At 37.8% G+C, this 1,448-nt stretch carries 1 protein-coding gene; it reads left to right on the top strand.

Annotated features, from left to right (window positions below):
* Window positions 1–223: 223 nt before the first annotated feature.
* Window positions 224–1,357 carry a glycosyltransferase family 4 protein gene (locus ABD892_RS10715; protein WP_345195620.1) on the top strand — a complete coding sequence of 378 codons (1,134 nt, stop codon included), beginning with the start codon at window positions 224–226 and terminating at the stop codon, window positions 1,355–1,357.
* Window positions 1,358–1,448: the final 91 nt, after the last annotated feature.

The following is a 1,448-nucleotide window of genomic DNA, read 5'->3' as shown; positions in this document are numbered from 1 at the left end:
GCTGGGTTACATGGCTGCGCGAACCTGCCCCATGCCAGCAAGGCTTCTCAAGCTGGCTGAGCCACAGTGGTAATCAGGAAAATTAATGTGTATTTTTGTATAAGGCGATTAACGTTATTTTTTATCTATGGATTGAGGTAATTTACATATGTAAAACCTACTGACTTGAGCAGGGTTTTTAGTGAATATTTTTTTGTCGGCAATATGACGATAAGTGAAGAATATGAGAAAGATACTCTATGTGACGACAGTAAGCAGTACTATAAATTCATTTTTAAAACCTCATATACAAGATCTTGTTGCTCAGGGATATGTTGTAGATGTTGCTACTAATGTAACGGATGATCTTGATGAAGAGATACTTGGGCTGGGAATAAAGGTTTTTTCTGTTGGTTTTCAAAGAACTCCGGTGAGTGTAAAGAATTTAGATGCTTGTAGGCAAATGAGGCTAATTCAGAAGAATGAAAGATATGACATAGTACATGTTCACACGCCGGTCGCATCTTTTGTAACGAGATTTGCACTAAGGAAAGATAAAGATCTAAAAATATTGTATACGTGTCATGGGTTTCATTTTTATAAAGGAGGACCAGCTATAAGCTGGCTACTTTTTTATCCTGCTGAAAAGTTAGCGGCAAGATGGACGGATGTTTTAATAACAATAAACTCTGAAGATTATGCTGTTGCTCGTGGTTTTAAATTACGGTGTGGTGGAAAAGCTTGCAAGATATATGGTGTAGGTATAGAGAAAGTAAAATATATCTTGAAGGATTTTGATAAAAGTGGATGTAGGGGAAAGTTAGGTCTTAGTGATGATGATTTTGTTATCCTTGTGTTGGCGGAATTAAATAAAAACAAAAACCATATCCAGTTAATCAGAGCAATGAGTTTTTTGAAGGGGCGCTATCCAGATATAAAGGCTGTGTTTGCGGGGTGTGGCCCATTGGAAACTGAAATCAAAGGTAATATTAAAGCGCTTGGTTTGGAAAAAAATGTGATGATGGTGGGGTGGCGGTGTGATGTTAAAGAATTAATCAATTTGTCTGATGTTGTAGGGTTGTTTTCAAAAAGAGAAGGCCTTGGTAAGTGTTTGTTAGAGGCCATGGTGTGTGGTAAGTCTATTATGGCAACCAATACCCGAGGGCCAAGGGAATTTATTGAAGAAGGTGCTGAAGGTATACTGTTTGATATTGACGATGTAGAAGCGACAGCGAAAGCTATTGAGAAAATATATGCTAGCGCTAAATTTAATGTTATGAGTGAAAAGAATGTTGCTGAAGCAACTAATAAGTACTTGTTGGAAAATGTATTGGCGCAGTTGAACTCTGTTTATGAAGGTTTATGTATAGAAGAGTGATACGAAAGAGTGTAAGTACTCAAAAACTCCTGTGCAGACCACATGGCAGCCAGCATGAGGCGTATTCGATAATATTTGCCAGTCTCGGAAT

The sequence above is a fragment of the Kistimonas scapharcae genome, assembly GCF_039540975.1.
GTDB lineage: Bacteria > Pseudomonadota > Gammaproteobacteria > Pseudomonadales > Endozoicomonadaceae > Kistimonas > Kistimonas scapharcae.
The sequence above is the reverse complement of the archived record's forward strand: the minus strand, read 5'-3'. Positions and strand labels throughout refer to the sequence as shown.